At 64.6% G+C, this 20,943-nt stretch carries 18 protein-coding genes and 1 tRNA gene; 9 read left to right on the forward strand and 10 right to left on the reverse strand.

Translation table 11 applies throughout. From position 1 onward, the window contains the following. Nucleotides 1–6 precede the first annotated feature (6 nt). Nucleotides 7–477: a MarR family winged helix-turn-helix transcriptional regulator gene (locus E3N85_RS08265; protein WP_134461915.1), complete on the forward strand. Its 471-nt coding sequence runs from the start codon at nucleotides 7–9 to the stop codon at nucleotides 475–477. Here E3N85_RS08265 and E3N85_RS08270 read toward each other — a convergent pair. Then, on the reverse strand, nucleotides 461–2,011 hold the full coding sequence (locus tag E3N85_RS08270; protein WP_134461918.1) for a cell wall metabolism sensor histidine kinase WalK: 1,551 nt from the start codon (nucleotides 2,009–2,011) through the stop codon (nucleotides 461–463). The two genes, E3N85_RS08265 and E3N85_RS08270, sit on opposite strands and share 17 nt — an antisense overlap. Beyond that, on the reverse strand, nucleotides 2,008–2,757 hold the full coding sequence (locus tag E3N85_RS08275) for a response regulator transcription factor (protein WP_134461921.1): 750 nt from the start codon (nucleotides 2,755–2,757) through the stop codon (nucleotides 2,008–2,010). Before E3N85_RS08275 ends, E3N85_RS08270 begins: the two co-directional genes overlap by 4 nt. Before the next feature lie 200 nt (nucleotides 2,758–2,957). On the opposite strand from E3N85_RS08275, the gene E3N85_RS08280 reads away from it, so the two are divergent. From E3N85_RS08280 to E3N85_RS08290, 3 genes are all read left to right on the forward strand, one after another. Continuing rightward, a complete protein-coding gene (locus E3N85_RS08280) occupies nucleotides 2,958–3,581 on the forward strand; it encodes a YqaJ viral recombinase family protein (protein WP_134462245.1) in 624 nt (207 codons plus the stop codon). 53 nt (nucleotides 3,582–3,634) lie between these two features. Next, nucleotides 3,635–4,612, forward strand: coding sequence for an NADP-dependent oxidoreductase (locus tag E3N85_RS08285; RefSeq protein ID WP_241978379.1), 978 nt, complete (start codon nucleotides 3,635–3,637; stop codon nucleotides 4,610–4,612). Nucleotides 4,613–5,086: 474 nt separating this feature from the next. Next, nucleotides 5,087–6,514 (forward strand): deoxyribodipyrimidine photo-lyase, encoded by a 1,428-nt coding sequence (locus tag E3N85_RS08290; RefSeq protein ID WP_134461924.1) that lies wholly within the window; start codon nucleotides 5,087–5,089, stop codon nucleotides 6,512–6,514. 91 nt (nucleotides 6,515–6,605) lie between these two features. Here the strand turns inward: E3N85_RS08290 and aceB are convergent, their stop codons facing one another. Next, entirely contained in the window at nucleotides 6,606–8,279 is a 1,674-nt protein-coding gene (aceB, locus tag E3N85_RS08295) for a malate synthase A (protein ID WP_134461927.1), read from the reverse strand. A 265-nt stretch (nucleotides 8,280–8,544) separates the two neighbouring features. On the opposite strand from aceB, the gene E3N85_RS08300 reads away from it, so the two are divergent. The 4 genes from E3N85_RS08300 (at nucleotide 8,545) to E3N85_RS08315 (ending at nucleotide 13,719) form a co-directional block, all read left to right on the forward strand. Then, nucleotides 8,545–10,026, forward strand: coding sequence for a helix-turn-helix transcriptional regulator (locus E3N85_RS08300; RefSeq protein WP_134461930.1), 1,482 nt, complete (start codon nucleotides 8,545–8,547; stop codon nucleotides 10,024–10,026). A 133-nt stretch (nucleotides 10,027–10,159) separates the two neighbouring features. Next, nucleotides 10,160–10,873 carry a GAF and ANTAR domain-containing protein gene (locus tag E3N85_RS08305; RefSeq protein WP_134461933.1) on the forward strand — a complete coding sequence of 238 codons (714 nt, stop codon included), beginning with the start codon at nucleotides 10,160–10,162 and terminating at the stop codon, nucleotides 10,871–10,873. A 244-nt stretch (nucleotides 10,874–11,117) separates the two neighbouring features. Continuing rightward, on the forward strand, nucleotides 11,118–12,035 hold the full coding sequence (locus E3N85_RS08310; RefSeq protein ID WP_166783900.1) for an ATP-binding cassette domain-containing protein: 918 nt from the start codon (nucleotides 11,118–11,120) through the stop codon (nucleotides 12,033–12,035). Between the two features lie 250 nt (nucleotides 12,036–12,285). Further along, the gene (locus E3N85_RS08315; RefSeq protein ID WP_134461938.1) at nucleotides 12,286–13,719 is read left to right on the forward strand and encodes an aminobutyraldehyde dehydrogenase; all 1,434 of its coding nucleotides are present in this window, start codon (nucleotides 12,286–12,288) and stop codon (nucleotides 13,717–13,719) included. An 82-nt stretch (nucleotides 13,720–13,801) separates the two neighbouring features. On the opposite strand, the gene rplA is transcribed toward E3N85_RS08315, so the two are convergent. The 7 genes from rplA to E3N85_RS08350 all read right to left on the reverse strand — a co-directional run bounded on the left by rplA (nucleotide 13,802) and on the right by E3N85_RS08350 (nucleotide 19,515). After that, nucleotides 13,802–14,491: a 50S ribosomal protein L1 gene (gene rplA, locus E3N85_RS08320; protein ID WP_134461941.1), complete on the reverse strand. Its 690-nt coding sequence runs from the start codon at nucleotides 14,489–14,491 to the stop codon at nucleotides 13,802–13,804. Nucleotides 14,492–14,597: 106 nt separating this feature from the next. Beyond that, on the reverse strand, nucleotides 14,598–15,029 hold the full coding sequence (rplK, locus tag E3N85_RS08325; RefSeq protein WP_092106326.1) for a 50S ribosomal protein L11: 432 nt from the start codon (nucleotides 15,027–15,029) through the stop codon (nucleotides 14,598–14,600). A 183-nt stretch (nucleotides 15,030–15,212) separates the two neighbouring features. Next, entirely contained in the window at nucleotides 15,213–16,217 is a 1,005-nt protein-coding gene (gene nusG / locus E3N85_RS08330) for a transcription termination/antitermination protein NusG (RefSeq protein ID WP_134461944.1), read from the reverse strand. A gap of 103 nt (nucleotides 16,218–16,320) precedes the next feature. Next, nucleotides 16,321–16,593, reverse strand: coding sequence for a preprotein translocase subunit SecE (gene secE / locus E3N85_RS08335; protein WP_134461947.1), 273 nt, complete (start codon nucleotides 16,591–16,593; stop codon nucleotides 16,321–16,323). Nucleotides 16,594–16,633: 40 nt separating this feature from the next. Then, nucleotides 16,634–16,706 (reverse strand) — tRNA-Trp (locus E3N85_RS08340). A 515-nt stretch (nucleotides 16,707–17,221) separates the two neighbouring features. Then, the gene (locus E3N85_RS08345) at nucleotides 17,222–18,676 is read right to left on the reverse strand and encodes an NAD(P)/FAD-dependent oxidoreductase (protein WP_134461950.1); all 1,455 of its coding nucleotides are present in this window, start codon (nucleotides 18,674–18,676) and stop codon (nucleotides 17,222–17,224) included. Then, nucleotides 18,673–19,515 carry a UbiA family prenyltransferase gene (locus tag E3N85_RS08350; protein WP_134461952.1) on the reverse strand — a complete coding sequence of 281 codons (843 nt, stop codon included), beginning with the start codon at nucleotides 19,513–19,515 and terminating at the stop codon, nucleotides 18,673–18,675. The genes E3N85_RS08345 and E3N85_RS08350 overlap by 4 nt, the downstream gene beginning before the upstream one ends. 155 nt (nucleotides 19,516–19,670) lie before the next feature. On the opposite strand from E3N85_RS08350, the gene E3N85_RS08355 reads away from it, so the two are divergent. Beyond that, nucleotides 19,671–20,873 carry a pyridoxal phosphate-dependent aminotransferase gene (locus E3N85_RS08355; RefSeq protein ID WP_134461955.1) on the forward strand — a complete coding sequence of 401 codons (1,203 nt, stop codon included), beginning with the start codon at nucleotides 19,671–19,673 and terminating at the stop codon, nucleotides 20,871–20,873. Nucleotides 20,874–20,943: the final 70 nt, after the last annotated feature.

Genomic DNA, 20,943 nt, shown 5'->3' on the forward strand with positions numbered 1-20,943 from the left:
TCTATCGTGACAGACACTATGCCCGGGAGCGTGCCGGCAACGACAACGACAACGGATGCCGCGCTGGCAGCGGTCGAAGAGCAAATGGCCCTCCTCGCCAAGAATATTCGTGCCAGCCTGCGGGACACAGCCCTGTGCATTCACCCCACCCTGCAACCGTTCGGATTCAAGTTTCTGCGCATGCTGGAGCGGTGCGGCCCCACCCCCGCCGGCGCCCTCGCCGAAAATCTGGTGGTCGACAAGAGCATCATCAGCCGTCAAGCTCGCGCGTTGTCCGACCTCGATTTGATCACAACCCAGGCCGATGACGACGACGGGCGAATCAAGTATTTCGCACTCACTCCCCTGGCCGAGGCGAAACTGGCCGAGGTGCGTGCCAACAATTCGGCGCGCATCCTGAGCCGGCTACGCGGCTGGCCCGCAGATGATCTGACCCACTTCGCCGAGTTTCTCGCCCGGCTCAATACCCCCGACTGACCGCCTCGGCCCGAGGAAGGGCGACACGGAATTCCGTCCGGCCGGGCCGGCTGTTGACTTCGACCGTGCCGCGGTGCGCGGTGACGACGGCGTCGACGATGGCCAGGCCCAGGCCCGTACTGCCGGTGCTCGCGGTCCCCGAAGCATTGGCGGCACGAAAACGGGAGCTGTCGCCGCGGGCGAAACGTTCAAACAGTGTGGCCGTGAGCTCGTCGGGAATGCCCGGGCCGTCGTCGGTCACCGAGATCACCGCGCATTCGCCGTCTTCCACGAGCGCGACCACCACGGTTGTGCCAGCCGAGGTGTGCACCCGTGCGTTGGCGAGCAGATTCGTGATGACCTGACGCAGGCGCGGTTCATCGCCGATCGCCTCGAGAGGTTCTCGAGGCAGCTCGAGGTTCCAGACATGATCACGGCCGGCCGCGTGCGCGTCGCTGACGGCGTCGACGAGCAGCATGGTGAGGTCGACCGGTTCCATTTCGAGTTCACGGCCCTCGTCGAGGCGGGCGAGCAGCAGCAGGTCTTCGACCAGGCCGGTCATGCGCACCGACTCCGATTCGATCCGGCTGAGGGCGTGGATCGTGTCAGGAGGCAACTGCTGGCCGCTGCGGCGGGTGAGTTCGGAGTAGCCGCGAATGGAAGCGAGCGGTGTGCGCAGCTCGTGGCTCGCGTCGGCGACAAACTGGCGCACCTTGCGTTCGCTGGCCTGCCGTGCCTCCAGGGCGCGGTCGACGTGGTCGAGCATACGGTTGAGCGCGGCTCCCACCCGACCCACCTCGGTGCGCGGGTCGGTGTCGCCGGCCGGAACCCGGTCGTCGAGCGAGACCTCGCCGCGGTCGAGGGGCAGTTGTGCGACCCGGGTGGCAGTAGCGGTGACACGCTGCAGCGGGCGAAGAGCCAGCCGCACCACCCAGGCCGCGATGATGGCGACGACGATAAGCCCGGCGAGTGAGACGAAGGTGATGATCAGGGCCAGTTGGGCCGCAGTGGCGGCGACGCCCGACAGCGGCAGGCCGACCAGGTAGAGCGTGCCGGTTTGGGCCGTTTCAGCCTGCACCCGGTACTCGCCGAGTTCACCGCCGAGGTTCACGGTGACGGCGGCCGACTGGTTGACGTGGTCGGCAAGCTGCCGCACCTGCTGCTCCGACAGCTCTTCGATCGCGCCACTCTGGTCATCGGTGTAGCCCGTCGTGATGCTCGACCCGTCATAGACCAGCGCGAGCAGCCCGGGCGGCTGGGCGGGACCGCTGAGGATCCTGTTGGCCGTGGGGGTACCGAAGGAGGGGCTGCCGGGTTTATCACCCAGACGGTCCCCATCGTTGTCCCCGCTGCTGCCCAACACCGAACCGGAACGATCGGCGGCCGAAGCGAGTTGCACGTCGAGGCGGTCAAGCAGGGACGCGCGCAATATGACCACACTCACGACCCCGATCGTGATGCTCACGAGGGCGAGCAGGCCGACAACGGTGAGCACGAGCCGCCGCTGCAGTGTCCAGGGCGAGCGGGTGCGGCCGCGGCGCCTTCTCTCGGTCATGCAGCGGTCTTGAGCATGTAGCCGGCGCCCCGCACCGTGTGGATCATCGGCTCCCGGCCAGCATCGATCTTTTTACGCAGGTACGAAATGTAGATCTCGACGACAGAGGATTTACCGCCGAAGTCGTAGCTCCAGACCCGGTCGAGAATCTGCGCTTTGCTGAGCACCCGGCGTGGATTGCGCATGAGAAAGCGCAGCAGTTCGAACTCGGTCGCGGTCAGTTCAATGGCCTCTTCGGCGCGGAAAACCTCATAGCTGTCCTCGTCGAGGGTGAGATCGCCGACGGTGATCCGCGGGTCGGCCGAGTCGGCTACGGCGAGGGTGGAGCGGCGAATGAGACCGCGCAGCCGAGCGACGACCTCCTCAAGACTGAACGGTTTGGTGACGTAGTCGTCGCCGCCGGCGGTGAGCCCCGCAATCCGGTCGTCGAGCGAGTCCTTGGCGGTCAGAAACAGCACGGGAGTTTGATGGCCGTCGGCGCGCACCCGCTGCAGTACCTGCAGACCGTCAATGTCCGGCAGCATAACGTCGAGCACTATCGCGTCGGGCCGAAATTCACGGGCAATGGTGAGTGCCTGACGGCCCTCGGCGGCGGTGCGCACCTGCCAGCCTTCGTAGCGCAAGGCCATCGCGAGCAGATCGGTGAGGGTGGGTTCGTCGTCCACGACCAAAACTCGGATGGCGCTGCCATCGGCCTTGGTCAGTCGCGGACCGTGGCCGGCCTGGATACTCGCAGGTGTGCTCATTCTGATTAGTATCCGGCAGTTGTCTATGAACGGGCTATGAAAAACCTCTCCGGCAGCTGTGCTCCCCGTTCATGGCGCAGCCCGGGCCAAGGACCTCCTAGGGAAGCTTTCCAGAGCGTGACTGCGTGGCGGTGGCGAGCGGAGCACGCTCGCGGGCCCAGAATAGATGAGTGCCAGAATCCACGCTCTCTCTCTTTGATCTGGATGAGCGTACCGAGAACTCGACACCTTTTGTTCTTCGGCCGGCACCGCACACGCTGCGCATCGTCGCCGACTCGACCGACCGGGTGGCCTGGCTCCGGGCGCGCAACCAGGGCATCACGGCAACGGATGTCGCGAAACTGTCGACCCCCAAATCCATCGTGAACGCCGCGCACGACAAAATGCACGGCACGAGCTTTTCCGGCAACAGCTACACCGACCACGGTCGGGCCCGGGAACCGATCATCGCCGCGTGGGTGCTGGAGAACTACGGCATCGAGCCGAGCACAAACCTGTTTCGCTCGCTGTCGCACCCGCGGCACCTGGCCACGCCCGACGGCGTCGGCGTGGTGGCGAACGGCGACCTGCACCTGGCCGAGATCAAAACCACCAGCAAGCCGTGGCGCAGCATTCCCCGCAGCTACCTGCGCCAGGTGTGGTGGCAGCAGTACGTGCTCGGCGCTGACCGCACCCTTCTGGTCTGGGAAGAACACCTCGACTTCGTGCCGGTGGCTGCCGAGCCGCAATTTCGCTGGATCGAACGCGATGAAGACCAGATCGCTATTCTGGTCGGTCTCGCCAACGCCCTGATCGACAACCTCGACGAGCAGGCCCGCCGCTAGTCTCCTCTTTCTTGCGCTCTCGGCCGGGCCACGCTTGCAGCAGAATGGGGGGCATGGCTACTGAATTCGAACTGCCGCAGACCATGCGCGCCCTGGTCATCGACGAGACCGGCGCCCCCGAGGTGTTGCACCTGGCCGATCGCATGCTGCCACGCCAGATTGTCGACGAGGTGCTCGTCAAGGTCATTGCGGCTGGTCTTAATCCGATCGACGCCAAGACCCGGTCGGGCAAGGGCGTCGCGGCCGCGATCGAGAGGTACCCGGCCGTTCTCGGCTATGACTTCAGCGGCGTGGTGGTGCGCGCAGCCTTCGAGGCTGCGCCACTGCAGCCGGGCGATGCGGTCTATGGCATGGGCCGGGTGCCGCGCATCGGCGGCAGTTTCGCCGAGTATGTCTCGGTGTCGAGCATGAGCGTCACCCGCAAGCCCGCCCGGCTCAGCCACGCCGAGGCGGCCGCTGTTCCCCTCGCGGCGCTGACCGCGTGGGGAATGGTCAAGCTGGCCCAGGCCGGCCCCGGGCAGCGCCTGCTCGTGCACGCTGGCAGCGGCGGCGTCGGTCACTTCGCGGTGCAGTTTGCCCGCGTCCTGGGCGCGCACGTGACCGCGACCGGGTCAACCCGCAACCTCGATTTTCTGTGCGAGCTCGGCGCCGACGAGGTCATCGACTACACCACCACGCGCTTCGAAGACGTGGTCAACGACCTCGACTCGGTCATCGACCTCATCGGCAACGTGCACGACAACACCGGCACCCGTTCCCTCGCCGCGCTCCGCCCCGGCGGCCTGCTCGTGAACGCCCCGACCGGCAGCTGGCCGACCATGGCAGCGGATGCCGCAGCAGCGGGCCGACGCGCAACCGGTTTCAAAGTGTCCCCCGACGCGCGCGCCCTCGATGAAATCTCGGCGCTGCTCGACGCCGGTTCCGTGCGGGTGCACGTCGACTCGGTGTTCGAGCTCGCCGACGGCGCCGCGGCCCATCGGCTGCTCGAGGAGGGTCATACCCGCGGCAAGATCGTGCTGCGCGTCTCGTAGGAGGAATCGGCATCCGGCTTCTGCTGGAACGAAAGAAACGGGGATCACGGGCGCAGCCCGGGGTGCCCATCGTCGGGTGACGGGCACCCGTGGCTGCGCACGAGAGGGAAGAAAGAACTCGGCCGTCTGCAGCAGTGTCACGGCGTTGGCGCGATGAAAAGTTGGTTCAGCTGAAACTTTTTTTTGGGAGATCGGCTCAGTGACGAGCCGTTCACACACTATGTGGGACAGACAGATTTGTCTGTCCCAGGCGAGGCCCCAGAATGGGGTTTCGTGAAAACGTCGCTGTGCCAACGAATGAGATGAGAACCACTGAGAAATCAACGGATCTGTCGGCCGATGAGGCCAAATCCAACTACCGAGAGATCGATTTACCCCTTCGACACCATTCGAGAAAAATCGGGCAGACGGCTCTATCCCCGAATTGGTCTGACCCGTGGCATGGTCCACACTAGAGACTCACGAGGAGGCAGAATGACGTCACCCAGTTCCGCGCAGACTGCCGGAGATCGTTCACCTGGCCACATCGGCCCCGCCATCGTCTGGTTTCGCGACGACCTGCGGGTTGCCGACCACCCGGCCCTGCACGCGGCCCTCGAGCATGAGCGCCCGATCGTGGCCATCTACATACTGGACGAGGAGTCGCCGGGGGTGCGCCCGCTCGGCGGCGCGGCTCGCTGGTGGCTGCACCAGAGTCTGCGATCGCTCGCCGCATCGCTCGAAGCGCTCGGCGGCCGACTGATCTTGCGCCGCGGTGCCGCCGGCCCGATCATCGCGGACCTCGTTCGAGAAACGGATGCCGCAGCCGTGTTCTGGAACCGCCGCTACGGCCTAGCCGAGCGCACGCTCGACACCGCGATCAAGCACGACCTGCGCGCCGGCGGCGTCGACGCCCACAGCTACGCCGGTTCACTCCTGTTCGAACCCTGGACGATTCAAACCGGTCAGGGCGGCTCGTACTCGGTCTTTACGCCGTTTTGGCGTGCCTGCACCGCGGGCCCACCACCCCGTGCACCGTTCCCCGCGCCCACGGCCATTCCCGGCTGGACGGGCGAGATCGCCTCCGACGAGGTCGATGGCTGGGGCCTCGAGCCGAGCGCGCCAGACTGGGCAGCCGGGTTGCGCGCCACCTGGGAGCCGGGCGAGGCATCCGCTCAAGCGGTGCTCGCCACTTTTCTGGCCGAGTCGCTGCCCCACTACGCTCGCGATCGCGACGAACCGGCGCAAAACGCAACCTCGCATCTGTCTCCGCACCTGCGCTGGGGCGAGATCAGCCCACACCAGGTGTGGGCTACCACCCAGACAGCTCAGCGCGATCTAACGGGACCAGCCCTCACCAGCGCGACCCGGTTTCTCACGGAAATCGGCTGGCGCGAGTTCGCATACCACGTGCTCTTTCATGCGCCCGATCTCGCGACCAAGAACCTGCGGCCGGCCTTCGATGCCTTTCCGTGGCCGCCGCTCGACCACGAGGCCCTGGCTGCCTGGCAACAGGGCCGCACCGGCTTCGGCCTCATCGACGCCGGCATGCGCGAACTGTGGCGCACGGGGAGCATGCACAACCGGGTGCGCATGGTGACCGCCTCATTCCTGATCAAGAACATGTTGGTCGATTGGCGGGAGGGTGAGCGCTGGTTCTGGGACACCCTGGTCGACGCCGATGCGGCGAGCAACCCGTTCGGTTGGCAATGGGTGGCCGGCTCAGGGGCGGATGCCGCGCCGTATTTTCGCATCTTCAATCCCGACCTGCAGGCGGCCAAGTTCGACCCACGCCAGCAGTACATTCGCGACAACGTGACCGAGTACGGCACGAACGCCTACCCCGCGCCGCTCGTGGACCTCGGCGAGACTCGCCGCGCCGCCCTCGCAGCCTACGAGCGAGTCAAGAACCCAGCCTCGTGACACGAAAAACGGGCAAATGGTGTACTCACCCCTGTGATGTTGCCGGGGCCGAAACAACCATTTGCCCGCTCTCGCGGATCTCGAAAACTGCTTAGAAGAAGCGAGCGTACGCGCCGACCGTGAGGAAGGTCGGGAACTCCTGCTCGAGAGCCGAGGTGCGCAGCACCGTGAGGGCGTCGTCGAAGCGGTCTGTGGGCGTGCGCTCGAGGCCATCGACGATTTCGTCCAGCACATCTTCGACCCAGTCGGAGTCGATCCGGCGACCCTCGGCGGTGACCGAGTTCTCGTGGATCCACTGCCAGAGCTGCGACCGGGAGATCTCCGCGGTGGCGGCGTCTTCCATCAGGTTGTCGATCGCCGCCGCGCCAACGCCGCGCAACCAGGACTCGATGTAGCGCAGCGCTATGAGCACGTTGCCACGCACGCCGGCTTCGGTGATTTGGCCGCCGACCGAAGCGACATCCAGCAGCTCGGCGGCCGTCACGCTCACCTCGGGGCGGGTACGTTCGAGCTGGTTCGGCCGGTCACCGAGCACCTTGTCGAACTCGGCCTGCGCGGTCGGGATCAGGTCGGGGTGCGCGACCCAGGAACCGTCGAAGCCGTCGGTCGCTTCACGCTGCTTGTCGGCCGCAACCTGGGCGAGCGCCTGCTCGGTGACCGCCGGGTCGCGCCGGTTGGGAATGAAGGCGCTCATCCCGCCGATGGCGAAGGCTCCGCGACGGTGGCAGGTGGCGACGAGCAGTTCGGTGTAAGCCCGCATAAACGGCACCGTCATGGTGATCTGCTTGCGGTCGGGAAAAACGAACCGGCTGCCACGGGAACGAAACGTCTTGATGATGCTGAAGATGTAGTCCCATCGACCGGCATTGAGGCCTGCGCAGTGGTCGCGAAGTTCGTAGAGGATCTCTTCCATCTCGAAGCCGGCCTGAATCGTCTCGATCAACACCGTGGCACGAATCGTGCCGTATGTGATGCCGAGGCGTTCTTCGGCGTAGGTGAAGATATCGTTCCAGAGACGTGCTTCCCCGTGGCTCTCCAGCTTCGCCAGGTAGAAATACGGGCCGGTGCCGTTCTCGATCAGCTTTTTCGCATTGTGGAAGAAATACAGGCCGAAGTCGACGAGGCTGCCCGAGGACTTCATCCGGCGGTTGGCGCGGTCGATGAACGTGATGTGCTTTTCGACGAGGTGCCAGCCACGCGGACGCATCACGATGGTCGGCGTCGACTCGTTCGTGACCTCGTATTTCTTGCCCTCGGGGCTCGTGAAGCTGAGCTGGCCGCGCACCTGGTCGAACAGGGTCAGCTGGCCCTCGATCACGTTGGTCCAGGTCGGGCTCGTGGCGTCTTCCTGATCGGCGAGCCACACCTTGGCGCCCGAGTTCAGCGCGTTGATGGCCATCTTTCGGTCGGTCGGACCCGTGATCTCGACACGGCGATCTTCCAGGCCCGGTCCGGCTCCCGCTACACTCCAACTGGGATCGAGACGGATGCTCTCGGTAGCACTGAGAAATTTGGGGTCGCGACCATTGGCAGTATCCACTCGAGTCTGCAGCCGGGCGGCGAGCAGGCCGTGGCGGGTGCCCGCGAAGCGCTCGTGCAATTCGGCGAGGAATTCGAGGGCGTCGGGGGTGAGAATCTCGTCATAGCGATCACCGAGCGGCCCGGTGACCTCGAGGTGCGGGCGGATAGTGGCGAAGCTGCCGGTAATCGTCTTCACGGTTTCGGAGTTGACCGCCTGATCGAGGGTCGGGTTCGGGGTGTTCATGGTCTGGCTCCTTGCGAAAGTTGGTGGTACCGACAGGGGACGAGCCGCAGGAGCGGATCGCCCGATCTCAGGCGGAGGGAGGGTAGAGCTGTTCTGCTTCGGTCGAACCGACGAACGCGAAGGTGGATGTGGTCGCATTCGAGGGTCGGTGCTTGCCTGTGTTCCTACTCTGCCCGGTCCGTGCCGGGCAAAACCACAATGGTTAGGCAGAAGAAACTGCATTCTTCCGATTGTGGAAAGTTTTTAATCATGTGACACTGAGCGCATGGTCCCCGCCGAAGCCCTTGCCGCACTCTCCACCCTCGCCGCCGATGAACCCGAACTCGATGCGCTCACGCTGGGCCGTCGCATCCGGGAACTGCGCACGAGTCGGCACATGACCCTCGACGCCCTCGCCGCCGCGATCGACCGCGCGCCCTCACAGGTATCGATGATGGAGAATGGCAAACGCGAACCGCGCCTCTCGATGCTGCGAACAATCGCGCTCGCTCTGGGCACCACCCTCGAAGAACTCATGAGAACGGATGCCCCCTCCGAGCGAGCCGCCCTGGAGATCTCAGTCGAACGCGCCCAGCGCGGGCCGGTGTTCCAGGCTCTCGGCCTTCCCCGCATCCGGGTGAGCAAAGGCCAAAGCGACGAAACCCTGCAGACCATCCTGAGCCTGCACAATGAAATCGATCGACTCAACCGCGAGCGCGCCGCGACCCCGGAAGAGGCGCGCCGAGCCAACTCCGCCCTGCGCCAGATCATGCGCCAACAAGACAACTACTTTCCCGAGCTGGAGGCGCAGGCCCTCGAACTGCTCACCGCGGTCGGGCACTCCGGCGGTCCGGTGTCCCAACAACTCGTCGCCGACATGGCCACCCATCTCGGCTTTTCGCTGCACTATGTGAATGATTTGCCACACTCCACCCGATCGGTCACCGACAAACGCAACGGGCGCATCTACCTGCCGACCGAACGTTCGGCGTCGCGGGATTCCCGCTCCCCCATCGTGCAGGCCTTCGCCAGCCACCTGTGCGCGCACGAAGAGCCGAAAAATTATGCCGATTTTCTGCGCCAACGGGTAGAAACCAACTACCTCACCGCGGCGATTCTGTTGCCGGAGCGCGACGCGGTGCGCATGTTGACCGAGGCGAAGACCCTGCGGCGCATCTCCATGGAAGACCTGCGGGACGCCTTCGCGGTCTCCTACGAGACGGCCGCGCACCGCTTCACCAACCTTGCCACCGCCCGGCTGGACATTCCGGTGCACTTCATGAAGGTGCACGAGTCCGGCACGATCATCAAGGCCTACGAAAACGACAATGTGCGTTTTCCAAGCGACGCGCTCGGCGCAGTCGAGGGCACCACGGTCTGTCGCAGCTGGACGGCCCGCACCGTGTTCGACGTCGAGGATCGGTTCAGCGCGTGGTATCAGTACACGGATATGCCCGCCGGGAGCTTCTGGTGCACCTCCCGCATCGAAAAGGCCAAGGAAGGCGAGTACTCGGTGAGCGTGGGCGTGCCGTTCGCGCACGTGAAGTGGTTTCGCGGCCGAGAGACCCCCAACCGCGCCGTCTCACTATGCCCGGATGAATCCTGCTGCCGCCGCGCGCCCGACGATCTCGCCGGGCGCTGGGCCGGGCAGTCCTGGCCGGCGGCGCGCACCCCGACGAGCCTGCTCGCCGCGCTGCCCACCGGCACTTTTCCCGGCGTCGATCAGACCGAAGTGTACGAGTTTCTCGAAGCCCACTCGCCACATTGAAACGACACATTCCGCGGCCGACGGCGGATCGGCCGCGCTCCAGTGTGTGATCGCGCACGTGCAACCTGAGCGTACCCACATACTTACCTTCTGAAGCATTTACCTACCGCGACTTCGGGTGGAAAATACGAGCATGGCCGCTTCTACCCGCGCATCGATGGTGAGTGATGCATTCGTCAAACTCGCTGACGCGCTGGTCGGCGAGTATGACGTGCTGGATCTCTTGCACACTCTTGTCGACCAGTGCGTCGCGTTGTTGGATGCCACGGCGGCCGGTCTGCTTCTGGCTGACCAGGACGGCAACTTGCAGGTTCTCGCTTCCACGAGCGAGCAAAGCCAACTCGTCGAGATGCTGCAAAGTCGGGCCGGCGCGGGCCCCTGCGTGGACGCATACCGATCCGGAACAGTGGTGGCTCTCGGTGACATTGCCGCTGAAGGGCATCGATACCCCGACTTTCAGGCGGCGGCGCTGTCCCACGGCTTTCAGTCGGTCCATGCCATTCCGATGCGTTTTCGTCCGAGCACCATCGGGGCGCTGAACCTATTCCGCGTTAAAACCGGCACGTTGACCGAGGAAGACGCAGCAATTGGCCAGGCACTTGCCGACGTGGCGACCATCAGCCTCCTGCACGAACGAACGGCCCGCGAAAACGCGACGGTCAACGATCAACTACAACGAGCGCTCAACAGCCGGGTGTTCATTGAACAGGCCAAGGGCGTTATCGCGGAACGCAGCAACATAGATATGGATGAGGCCTTCAACCGACTGCGGCTGTACGCCCGCTCACACAATGAGTCGATGCATGCAAGCGCCCAAAATGTGATCAGGAACCTGATCAAGATCTAGTGCTGGGCGTATCGACCTGATCCTTCGACCGATTCGGCAAAAACAAACCGGTACGTTGTGGTCAATAGTTTTCGGTAATGTTGGAGTGACGCGAAATTGTTTTGATTGAATTGCACTTTTGCTGTACCACGCACCAGAGACCAACGGTTGGGCTCGTCCCTGTAGCGCCGCTCTTTTCGACCGACTGAAATGCGAGCCGACCATGTGTGAAGCGCGCGTTGTCCTACGTCGCCTCCATCACGTCGTGCGGGCGGGCATCCCCACGGTGGCAGCATTGATGGCTGCGGTGCACGAGCCGGTTGAGGATCCCTCCTCTGCCGAGACGGCCGTGCCCATGCCGTCGCACTGGTTTCGCTCGGCGGCGCTGCTCGACATGCGCGGACTTCGGGTCAGTGCAGCGGTGCACGCGGACGCACCGCAACTGGTCAACGGCATCTCGCTCTCCATCACCTGCGGCGAGGTCGTCGGGCTGGTCGGTGATGTCTTCTCCGGCGCCCTCGAGGTCGCCCAGTCCATTGCCGGCGTACTCCCGAGACCGGCCACCATTCGTTCCGGGTCGATCCTGTTCAACGGTGTCGAATTGGTCGGACTGCCCCCACGATCACGCGACCGGTTGCCTGGCACCAAAATCGTCTATCTGCCGCGTGATCCGCTCGGCCGCCTCGACCCCGCCTCGACCGTCGGAGCGCAGCTGGCCGCATCCTTGCGCTCCTCCTTCGGCCTGTCAAAACCGGCCGCCTACGAGCGCTCCATTGGCCTGCTGCACCAAGCCGGCGTCGAGCACCCCGAGCACACGTTCACCTCATATCCGCGCGACGTGTCAGCGACGCTGGCGCAGCGCGTGCAAATTGCCGGTGCCCTCGCCGGCAACCCGAACCTGCTCGTGGCTGATGATCCGACCGGCACCTTGAATGCGTCGGATAGCTCCGACATTCTTGATCTGCTGCGCCGGTTGCAGGTCGAACGCAACTTGACGATGATTATTGTGACCCGCTCAGCGCGCGTCGCGGCGCTGATCTGCCATCGGGTTGCCGTGTTGCGCACCGGTGCGGTCGTTGAATATGCGTCGGTCGCCGACCTCTTCGGCTCCCCCAAGCATGCATATACCCGCATGCTGTTGTACGCCGCGGACAATGAGTGGCCGGGCAGCCCGGCGTTGTAGATCGACGCTCACGTCGAAGGGTTGGCCCTTCCGGCCCTCATCGACGCCAGCTGATGGTTGGGTCCGCGGGGCGGCGACCAGCTGCTCGGCAGCAGCAGCCGGGGTACACCGCCAGCCCCGTGGACTCGCCACAAAACTAACGATTAGATTCCAAATGATTTACGGTATCGTCGCGATAGATACCCCGTGGGTGCGCAGCGCAATCCGCGTTCCCACAGTGAGTGACTACCCGACTTTTCGAAAGGACCCTATGTCTATCCGCGAACTGCGCAACTTCGTCAACGGGGAGTACACCTCTTCAACGGCCAGTGAGCAGCTGGACATCATCAACCCGGCCACCGAAGAGGTGTTTGCGCGCACCCCCATCTCGACCGAAGCCGATGTGGCCGGGGCGTACGATGCCGCAGCCACCGCGTTCACGACCTGGGGCCAGACCACCCCGAGCGAACGCCAGCTCGCCCTGCTGGGATTCGCCGACGCCCTCGAGTCGCGGGCCGAAGAACTCGCCGACGCCGAGTGTGAGAACACCGGCAAGCCGCGCGCCGGCATCGTGGGCGAAGAGGTGGAGGTCATGATCGACCAGGTGCGCTTCTTCGCCGGAGCCGCCCGCCTACTCGAAGGCAAAGCCGCCGGCGAGTATATGAAAGACCACACCTCGTTCGTACGGCGCGAGCCGATCGGCGTCGTCGGCCAGGTCACCCCCTGGAACTACCCAATGATGATGGCGATCTGGAAGATCGCTCCGGCCCTGGCCGCTGGCAACACCGTCGTGCTTAAACCGAGCGACTCGACCCCGGTCTCCACCCTGATGCTGGCCGAAATCGCCTCCGACTTCCTGCCGGCTGGCACGTTCAACGTCGTGACCGGAAACCGCGACACCGGTCGCGCCCTGGTCACCAACCGCACCCCGCAGCTCGTCTCGATCACGGGTTCGGTACGCGCCGGCATGGAGGTCGCCGGCGCTGCCGCCCTCGATCTCAAGCGAGTACACCTTGAGCTCGGTGGCAAAGCGCCCGTCATCGTGTTCAACGACGCTGACATCCAGCAGGCCGTCGAGGGCATCGCAGCCGCCGCGTTCTACAACGGCGGCCAGGATTGCACCGCGGCTACCCGCCTGCTCGTGCAGGAGGGCATCCACGACGAGTTCGTGGCTGCACTCGCCGCCTACGCCAAGGTCAACGCCCGCACGGGCGCCCCGCTCGATGACGGCATCCTGTTCGGCGCGCTCTCGAGCGCCGACCAGCTGGCCAGGGTCGAGGGTGTCATCTCACGTCTGCCCGACCACGCGACCCTCGCACTCGGCGGCCACCGCCAGGGCAGCACGGGATACTTTCACGAAGCCACGATCGTCGCCGACCTGCTGCAAAGCGACGAGGCCGTGCAGAACGAGATCTTCGGCCCGGTCATCACCGCGCAGAAATTCAGTGATGAGGCTCAGGCTCTGGCCTGGGCCAATGACGTGCAATACGGCCTCGCCTCGTCGGTCTGGACCTCGAACCATGGTGTCGCGATGCGCATGGCCAAAAACCTTGACTTCGGCTGTGTCTGGATCAACACGCACATCCCCCTCGTGGCGGAGATGCCGCACGGTGGCTTCAAGCACTCCGGCTATGGCAAGGACCTCTCCATGTACGGCCTCGAGGACTATACCCGCATCAAGCACGTCATGAGCTACATCGGCTAGCAGCATCCGTTAAAAGCAAGCAGGACCCGTCCGAAGACGGGCCCTGCTTGGTGCTCTAGCGGATGCTTAGATGCTTTGAGCCTTAGATGCTATTGACATCGAGCTGGATGCCGGGACCGAAGGTGGTCGAGACGACGCCCTTCGTGATGTAACGGCCCTTGGACGAGCTCGGCTTGAGACGAACAATCTCTTCGAGCGCTGCGGAGATGTTCTCGCCCAGCTGCTCGACCGAGAAGGAGGCCTTGCCGACGACGAAGTGCACGTTGGAGTGCTTGTCGACGCGGAATTCGATCTTTCCGCCCTTGATGTCGGACACGGCCTTGGCGACGTCGGGCGTCACGGTTCCGGTCTTCGGGTTGGGCATGAGGCCGCGCGGGCCGAGTACCTTTCCGAGACGACCGACCTTACCCATGAGCTCGGGGGTCGAGACGGCCGAGTCGAACGAGGTGTAGCCAGCAGCTACCTTCTCGATGAGCTCGTCGCCACCGACCTCGTCGGCGCCGGCTGCGATGGCGGCTTCGGCGGCGGGGCCGGTTGCGAAGACGATGACGCGTGCGGTGCGGCCGGTGCCGTGCGGGAGGATGACGGTTCCACGAACCATCTGGTCGGCCTTGCGGGGGTCGACTCCGAGGCGGAGGGCGACCTCAACCGTGGAGTTGAACTTCGCGGAGCCGGTCTCCTTGGCGAGGGCTACGGCCTCGGACGGGGTGAACACGTTGTCTTCGCCGATTTTCGCGGCGGAGGCGCGGTACGCCTTTGACTTGGTTGCCATGTGAAATCTCCTGTATGTACTTCAGAGTGTGGTGCGAGCCTGGCAGGCTCTTCCACTAATTGCTAAGGGTGCAGAGGCGCCGTGGGGCGCTGATGCGGGGGTGTGCTTAGGCGCTGACCGTGATGCCCATGGAACGGGCGGTTCCGGCGATGATCTTCGCGGCGGCGTCGATGTCGTTGGCGTTGAGGTCAACCATCTTCGCTTCAGCGATCTCGCGGACCTGGGCCTGCGTGAGGTTGGCAACCTTGACGGTGTGCGGGGTCCCGCTGCCCTTGGCGACGCCGGCGGCCTTCTTGATGAGCTCCGCTGCGGGCGGGGTCTTCAAGATGAACGTGAACGAGCGGTCGTCGTAGACGGTGATCTCAACGGGGATGACGTTGCCGCGCTGGGCTTCGGTCGCCGCGTTGTAGGCCTTGCAGAACTCCATGATGTTAACGCCGTGCTGGCCCAGTGCCGGCCCGATGGGCGGTGCGGGGTTGGCTGCGCCGGCCTTGATCTGAAGTTTGATCAGACCTGTAACCTTCTTCTTCGGTGCCATTGTATTGTCCTTCGTATTGATGTGCGAGCAGCCCGGGGGCCGCTCTCCCGGTGGCCCGGATGGGCCCCGGTGGTTTGGGAGAACCAGCATGGATGACCCTGGCGGGGCATCCACTGTGCTGGTTATTGCCGTACTGGTTTATGCCGTGTCGATTCAAGCCGTGCTGGCGAGAAGAGCGCCTGGTTAGAGCTTGGTGACCTGGTCGAAGCTGAGCTCGACCGGGGTCTCACGCTCGAACAGGGAGACGAGCACGATGAGCTTGCCGCTCTCCGGCTTGATCTCGCTGATCGAACCGGGCAGGCCCGCGAACGAACCTTCCTTGATCGTGATGGTCTCGCCGATTTCGTAGTCGACCTCGGCGGCGATGACGCGCTGCGCCGACTTTCCGGGGGCGCCGCCAGCCTTGGTCGGGGCTTCGACAATCTCCACGAGTCCCTTGAGCATGCCGAAGGCCTCTTCGAAGCGCAGCGGCGTGGGGTTGTGGGCATTGCCGACGAAGCCGGTCACACCGGGGGTGTGGCGAACAACCGACCAACTGTCTTCGTCGAGGTCCATGCGCACGAGCACGTAGCCCGGAATGCGCACGCGGGTGACCATCTTGCGCTGGCCGTTCTTGATCTCGACGACATCTTCCATGGGAACTTCGCACTGGTAGATGAAGTCTTCCATCGCCATGGACTGCTTACGGTTTTCAATGTTCGACTTCACACGACGCTCGAAGCCAGCGTAGGAGTGAATGACGTACCACTTGCCCGGCAGGAAACGAAGTTCCTTGCGGAAGGCTTCGTACGGGTCGATCTCGACGTCGGCATCCGTTTCGGAAACGATCTCGGCGGCAGTATCCGTTTCGGGAACGATCTCGGCGACAGCGTCGGCCGTGACGAGTTCGTCTTCGTCTTCGACGGCTTCGACGGAGGCGTTGGCTTCTTCAGCAGAGTCAGTGTCGAGGGCGTCGTCGACGATGGCGTCAGCTTCGGGATCCGAGGAATCGGCGAGGGCATCGAGCGCAGCGTCGAGGTTGACCTCTACGTCGTCGCTCTCGTCGACGACATGCAGGGCCGCCTGCTCGGCAGCCTCTACGGAGTCTTCGTCGGCGGCAAGGGTGTTGCCTTCCTGTGCCTCGTCTACCTCGGAGGACTGCTCGGCGGCAGTGGCCCAGTCGACATCGTCGTGCTTCGTCTCAGTCACTAAATCTCAATCCCTAATTTTTTCTACGTGTGCAAGTTGTCTGGGCACGATTCACATGCCGGTCATGCAGGCGTTCCGCCAGAGCGGATGCCCTTGGTGCGACTTACCCCGGCGTTCCGAAGACATAAAGGACAGCGAAGCCGAAAACCCAGTCGAATGCCGACACGATGGCCATCATGATGATCACGAACACGAGCACGACACCGGTGTAACTCAGCAGCTCTTTACGAGTGGGGGTGACCACCTTGCGCAGTTCGGCGAAAACCTGCTTGATAAACAGGGACAGCCGAGCGAAAGGACCGCGATTGGACTCGCGGGCAATTCGTGCGTTCGCGACGACTTCCTCACTAGGTTCGTCGACAACTTTTCGGGCCACCTGTCACACCTCTCATGATCGGCAGAAACTTACCGATGTGCAGGGCGGACAGGACTCGAACCTGCAACCTGCGGTTTTGGAGACCGCTGCTCTACCAATTGAGCCACCACCCTATGGAAGCAGACCCGCACCGCCGCCTGGACTTCAACCAAACAAGAACATCTGGAAAAAGGCGCAGAGAAGCTTGGTGGAATTCAACGACCGTAAGCCAGTCTAGGTCACGGACCGGCCACTGTAAAGCTGAGGCGAACTAGCTGGGCAGTACCACTAGCCCGAGGAGCGAGCTATCGCTTCCCTGTCAGCTTGGCACACGAACCCTCCAGGGCGTACCTCCCGGAGGAGTGCGTCCTCATCGACTGATCTAGTGTCACCCGCCCCGTCCGCTCCAAGTTTCTCATGTCAACGCTCGGCCAGCGGCTGGGATCAGGAATTTTCCCATGTGAACGCTCGGCCAGCAGCTGGGATCAGGCAGTTTCTCATGTGAACGCTCGGCCAGCAGCTGGGATCAGGCAGTTTCTCATGTGAACGCTCGGCCAGCAGCTGGGATCAGGCAGTTTCTCATGTCAACGCTCGGCCAGCGGCTGGGATCAGGAATTTTCTCACGTGAACGCCCGGCCAGCAGCTGGGATCAGGCACCATCGAGGCGGCCGATCAGCTTGTGCATCGCGGTCATGGCGCCGCCGAGCACGGCCGGGATACCGCCGCCGGGGTGCACCGACGCGCCCACCCGCCATAGCCATGGGCGTGCACGGCTCGTGTAGCCGGGGCGGTGGAACGGCCCGCTCTGCCAGAGCGGGTGGGTGGCGCCGTACAGTGCTCCGCCGGTGGAACCCCAGCCGCCGAAGTAGTGCGGGTCGAGCACGACATGGTCGCGAAACAGCTCGCTGATCGGCCGGTCCAGGCCCACGGCGGCGCTGACCCGAGCAACCTCACGCGCCACCCACGGGCTGTCGAGGTCGTAGTGGCGGCCATCGGCGGGCGCGGTGAGGAGTACCGCCACGGTGGCCCGGTCATTGGGATAGACCTCGTGCGGCCGATAATAGTTCAGGAAAGCCATCGTCTGCTCCGGCACGACTCCGGCATCGAGGCTGCGGTGCAGGGCGGCCGGGTCGTCGGGTAGTACGACGGAGTGCGTGGCTGTGCCCTCCGGCAGCGGCGTCTCGAGCGCCGCATAGATGGCCACCCCCGAGCACGAGCGTGCCCGCGCCCGGGCCGGTGGCGCGCCGAGCAGACCGTCGAGCACCACGCTGTCGAGCCCGCTCACGATCACGTCGGATGGGTACGTCGCCGACGCCGTGGTCACCAGACCTTTCGACACGGATGTGACGGGCTCGCCGGTGTGCACATTGGCACCAGCGTGCAGGGCTAGCCGGTGCAATGCGAGTGGGAGCTCGTTCACTCCGCCCTCGGGAACCCAGACGCCGTCCCTGGCCATAATGGCCGGCATACTCGCGTACAGGGCGAGAGTCTGCCGGGGAGAGACGCCCGCATTGAGGGTGTGGATGGCGATGACCTCTCGCAGGCCGTCGGGCATCCAGCTCAGGCCGTCAAGAAAGCTGCGGGTGGTCAGCCGGGTGCCATACAGGCGGAACACGTTGCGTACGGCCGGCAGAGACGCCGGATCCAACGGGTTGGCGGTGAGCATGCTCGTGAGTTGGGGCCCGAGGCCGCCGTGTTCGCGTTCGAAACGGGTCCAGGCCGCGTACCAGGGATGCCCGGCCGGCACCGGCAGGGTGACTGCTTCTCCACGGTAGAAGTACCGGCCCACTTCGGGCAGTCTGTGCAGCGTCACCCCGGCCACCGCGGCAGCTTCCGAGGAAGCAGACCAGCGGGCACCGAGCGCGTCGTAGCGAGCGAGCAGTTCCTCCCAGACCGGGGGGAAAGTCACCAGCGCTGGTCCGGTGTCCACGCGCTGCCCGTCAATCTCGAGGCGCCTGCTCTTGCCACCGATCCAGTCGGATCCCTCCAGTACGGTCACCGAATGGCCGGCGCGGGCCAATAGGGCGGCGGCCGTGAGCCCACCGATGCCCGCGCCGAGCACGACTATGCGCTGCGGGGACGTGTTCGTGCGTGATCGGGTCATGGATAGGCTCCCAGCAACATGGCTGCCACGATTTGGGTCCCGGCAACGGAACCGGCAACGTAGGGAAACACGATCGAGTATCGGTACAGGCGGCGGGCCGTCGCCGGTGTGGGGCTGCGCCCCAGCGATACCACCAGCCAGCCGGCAATGAGTGCATTCACCGCGGCGACCGGCCAACTGATCAGCGCGAATCCCACGGTGGACAGAGCCCACCACACGCCGCTCCACACCGTGGCGCCGCGCGCAGCGAGGTGGACGGCAGTGGTGTGAATTCCGGCAGCGCGGTCCTCGTCGATGTCCTGCACCGCGTCGTAGGTGTGCTTGGCCACGCTCCACGCCATCAGCCCGATAGCCGCCGCCCAGACCGGCGACTTGCCGAAGGCCAGGGGTACGAAGATCAGCGGGAAGGCGTAGGCGGCGTTGCTGAGCGAATCGAGGTAGCGCCGGGCTTTGAAACGCAGCGGGGGTGCCGAGTAGAAGATGAAGATCACCGTGTACGCGACAATCCAGGCGAGCGCCGCCGGCGGCAACGTGACGAGAAAATACGCCACGAACGGCACGTTGGCCAGCACGACCGCGAGTGCGATGCTGCGAGTTTCCGAGCTGAGGATGCGAGCCCCCTCGAGGCCGCCCTTGCGGGTGTTCTGCGCATCCGTTTCCTGGTCGAAGATATCGTTCACGCCGTAGATCAGCAGGTTGAACGGCAGGGTCGCCCAGAGCAGCAGCGGAACGATGTCCCAGCGCCACAAATCCCCGATCAACCACATGCCGATGACGGTCGTTCCGACGGTGTTGACCCACAGCACCGGTCGAGAGATCTGAACCAGGCGGGTGATCATTTCATCACTCTATTCCTGCGGGGGACCCAATTTTTACGGGCGTCGTGTCGCTCAGCCGGTGCGCGGCAGATCTGCGTCATCGGAGCTGACACGAGCGCTGGCTCGGCCGGGGGCTCCGCTAGCTAGCGCGCGGGTCGGGTAGCTAAACTCAACACGTGGATCACGAACTCAAGCGAATTTCAACTCGGATCGGTTCTATTGCCGAGTCAGCGACCCTCAAGGTTGACGGCAAGGCCAAGGCGCTGCAGGCGGCAGGAAGGCCGGTGATCAGCTTCGCGGCGGGGGAACCCGATTTTCAGACGCCTGAGCACATCGTGGAGGCGGCGTTGACCGCCGTTCGCGACCCGAAGAACTATCGATACACCCCCGCGGCCGGTCTGCCAGAGTTGCGCGAGGCCATCGCGGCCAAGACGCTGCGTGACAGCAGCCTCGCGGTCTCGCCGAGCCAGGTCGTCGTCACCAACGGTGGCAAGCAGGCCGTCTACCAGGCCTTCGCGACCCTGCTCGATCCCGGTGACGAGGTCATCGTGCCGACCCCGTATTGGACCACCTACCCCGAAGCGATCCGCCTCGCCGGCGGCGTGCAGGTCGACGTCTTCGCCGGCAGTGACCAGGGCTACCTCGTGACCGTCGAGCAGCTCGAAGCCGCACGCACCCCGCGAACCAAGGTGCTGCTGTTCGTCTCACCCTCCAACCCCACCGGCGCCGTCTACTCGCCGGAGCAGACCCGTGCCATCGGCCAGTGGGCCGAAGACAACGGCCTCTGGGTCATCTCCGATGAGATCTACCAGAACCTCACGTACGACGGCGTGCGCGCCGTTTCCATCGTCGAAGCCGTTCCGGCGCTCGCCGACCGCACGATCCTGGTCAACGGCGTCGCCAAAACGTATGCCATGACCGGCTGGCGGCTGGGCTGGATGGTCGGCCCCGCCGACGCCATGAGGGCGGCAGCAAACCTGCAGTCGCACCTCTCCTCGAACGTGTCGAACATCTCTCAGCGCGCGGGAATCGCCGCGCTGAACGGACCGCAAGACGCCGCCGAGGCCATGCGGGTGGCCTTCGACCGCCGCCGCAAGCTGATCGTCGCCGAGCTGAACAGGATCCCCGGTGTCGTGACACCCACCCCGCAGGGTGCCTTCTACGTCTACCCCGATGTGACCGGCCTGCTCGGCCGCCAGTGGGGCGGCGTGACCCCGACGACGTCGCTCGAACTGGCCGACCTCATTCTCGATCGGGCCGAGGTGGCCGCAGTTCCCGGCGAAGCTTTCGGGCCGAGTGGATTCCTGCGCATGTCATACGCCCTCGGCGATGACGCCCTGCTCGAGGGCGTGCAACGCCTGCAACGCCTGTTCACCTAGTACGGCATCCGTCGACTGGCGGATGGGCAAAGACGACCAGCAGCGGTGGTGCGGGGAGCGCGGGAGTGGG

Source organism: Cryobacterium sp. Hz9 (genome assembly GCF_004402825.1).
GTDB lineage: Bacteria > Actinomycetota > Actinomycetes > Actinomycetales > Microbacteriaceae > Cryobacterium > Cryobacterium gelidum.

What these genes read in the sequence shown, in the direction of transcription:
- E3N85_RS08270 (WP_134461918.1), bottom strand. Translation starts at nt 2,011, where the DNA reads ATGACCGAGAGAAGGCGCCGCGGCCGCACCCGCTCGCCCTGGACACTG.
- E3N85_RS08275 (WP_134461921.1), bottom strand. Translation starts at nt 2,757, where the DNA reads ATGAGCACACCTGCGAGTATCCAGGCCGGCCACGGTCCGCGACTGACC.
- E3N85_RS08285 (WP_241978379.1), top strand. Translation starts at nt 3,635, where the DNA reads ATGGCTACTGAATTCGAACTGCCGCAGACCATGCGCGCCCTGGTCATC.
- E3N85_RS08290 (WP_134461924.1), top strand. Translation starts at nt 5,087, where the DNA reads ATGACGTCACCCAGTTCCGCGCAGACTGCCGGAGATCGTTCACCTGGC.
- aceB (WP_134461927.1), bottom strand. Translation starts at nt 8,279, where the DNA reads ATGAACACCCCGAACCCGACCCTCGATCAGGCGGTCAACTCCGAAACC.
- E3N85_RS08300 (WP_134461930.1), top strand. Translation starts at nt 8,545, where the DNA reads ATGGTCCCCGCCGAAGCCCTTGCCGCACTCTCCACCCTCGCCGCCGAT.
- E3N85_RS08305 (WP_134461933.1), top strand. Translation starts at nt 10,160, where the DNA reads ATGGCCGCTTCTACCCGCGCATCGATGGTGAGTGATGCATTCGTCAAA.
- E3N85_RS08315 (WP_134461938.1), top strand. Translation starts at nt 12,286, where the DNA reads ATGTCTATCCGCGAACTGCGCAACTTCGTCAACGGGGAGTACACCTCT.
- rplA (WP_134461941.1), bottom strand. Translation starts at nt 14,491, where the DNA reads ATGGCAACCAAGTCAAAGGCGTACCGCGCCTCCGCCGCGAAAATCGGC.
- rplK (WP_092106326.1), bottom strand. Translation starts at nt 15,029, where the DNA reads ATGGCACCGAAGAAGAAGGTTACAGGTCTGATCAAACTTCAGATCAAG.
- E3N85_RS08345 (WP_134461950.1), bottom strand. Translation starts at nt 18,676, where the DNA reads ATGACCCGATCACGCACGAACACGTCCCCGCAGCGCATAGTCGTGCTC.
- E3N85_RS08350 (WP_134461952.1), bottom strand. Translation starts at nt 19,515, where the DNA reads ATGATCACCCGCCTGGTTCAGATCTCTCGACCGGTGCTGTGGGTCAAC.